Source organism: Pseudomonas sp. 05T35 (genome assembly GCF_056396605.1).
The window spans coordinates 1-1,925 of sequence record NZ_JBFTLU010000631.1; the positions used below are offsets into that span (position 1 = coordinate 1).

Below are 1,925 nucleotides of genomic sequence, written 5' to 3' on the forward strand. Positions count from 1 at the left end.
AATCGAGTAGGAGGCGGCTTCACAACCGCCGTCCTCTCACACCACCGTACGTACGGTTCCGTATACGGCGGTTCAGGTTATGCGATTAAGCCGGTTTATCGTATCCAGTATTGAGACCAGCCCGAGTCGATCCCATAGCTTCTTCGGTAGCGCCTGATTCATATGTGACGCTCCCGAGTTCCACCATGGGCCTCGGCCATTGACCGCCGATTTCCACGCCCGCGCCTCGTCGATTCCCAGACGTATCAGGTTGCGCGCCCTCGTAGAGGGCCGCTTCCATTGACGCCATATGACGCAACGAAGTTTGTGACGCACCCAGCCATCAAGCTCCTCAAGTGGCCGCTTGCTCTGACTCAGCTTGAAGTAGCCAGCCCAACCACGCAGCACGGGAGTCATTTGCTCAACGATATATCTCATTGAGTGGGCCCGTACCCGACGCAAGAGTTCCCTGAGTCGGTCGCGCAGGCCGTGCAGGCTTATGCTCGCCACCCTCAGCTTCGGCTGTTTATGCCAGCTCATCCCATAACCCAAGTAATCACAGGCCCAAGGCCGTGCCACACGGCTCTTTTCCCGATTCAGTGTCAGTTTCAGACGCTGAGTCAGGAAGCGCTCAACACTGGCCATGACCCGTTCGCCTGCACGATGACTGCGCACATAAATGTTCGCATCGTCGGCATAGCGCACGAAGCGATGGCCCCGCCGTTCCAGTTCGCGGTCGAGTTCGTTGAGCAGGATGTTCGACAGCAACGGCGAAAGCGGGCCGCCTTGCGGCGTCCCTTCCTGCCGTCGGCTGACGAGTCCACCTGACATCGTTCCCGCTTCAAGATAACGACGGATCARCGTAAGAACGCGTTTGTCTTCGATCTGACGCGCAACATGGGCCATCAGGACATCGTGATTGACCCGATCAAAGAACTTCTCGAGATCAAGTTCCACGCACCAACGGTGTCCCGCCGCCACATGGTCACGGGCTGTTTCGATGGCTYGATGGGCGCTTCTGYCCGGACGAAARCCGTAGCTGTAGTCCGAAAACAAGGGTTCGAAGATCGGCGTGAGCTGTTGCAGCAAAGCCTGCTGGATCAGGCGATCCACGACGCAGGGAATACCCAACTGCCGTGTTCCGCCTTGGGATTTGGGGATGTCGACGGCACGTACACCTTGCGGGTGATATTCGCCAGCCAGCAACCGAGTCTTGAGGATCGGCCAATACTGTTTCACGTAGCCTGCCAATTGGTCGACCGTCATGCCATCGGCACCCGGTGCGCCCTTGTTGCTGACTACGCGTTGATACGCACGCTTGAGGTTGGCGGGTGCAAGCACCCGCTCCATCAGCGTGTCCGGCTCCGCGTTCGTCCACGTCACAGACGCCGCCGATGTCTGCGCACTGACAGCCGCAAGCCCAGGATTCTGTCCAGGACTTGGGGTTACAGTTCTCTTGCGGAGAAATTTCTGCTTTTCCGACATTCGACGAGACTCTGACGCCTACTGGCGGCATAACCTGTTCGGCCCTTGGTGACGGGGTTRCTCGTCACTTACTACGGCCTCGGCTGACTTCTGTAGATTCATCCCGTCGCCTCTCGACGCTCGGTAGCACAGCGGCAAACCTACAGATCTCCCAGGGTAATTCGCGCGACCTTCCTGCTTATGCCTGTCGGATTTACGTCACAGCGTTCCGTGCAAGTATCGGGCTTTGACGGTTTGGGCCGTCTTGCCCCGCTGTGCCGCCTCTATCCGCTTCCTGTTCGTCAGGCCAGCATTTTGCCTCGGGCTTCCTTCAGATTCGCAGTCGCCCGCAACACCCTTGCCTCTGGCTAACACTTCCCCTTGCCGGGTGTGTAGAGGACTTTCACCTCCAAGTCACCAGCGTGGCCACCACAGCCAAACTGGTTGCGCTTGCGCGCAACGCGCCATGCCTGGCGCACCCA

General features: G+C 58.6%; 1 pseudogene. It reads right to left on the reverse strand.

Features of this window, described 5'->3' with window-relative positions:
* Positions 1-72 precede the first annotated feature (72 nt).
* Positions 73-1,495 (reverse strand): annotated as a pseudogene (gene ltrA, locus AC1DH9_RS28200) (group II intron reverse transcriptase/maturase).
* Between the last annotated feature and the right edge of the window lie 430 nt (positions 1,496-1,925).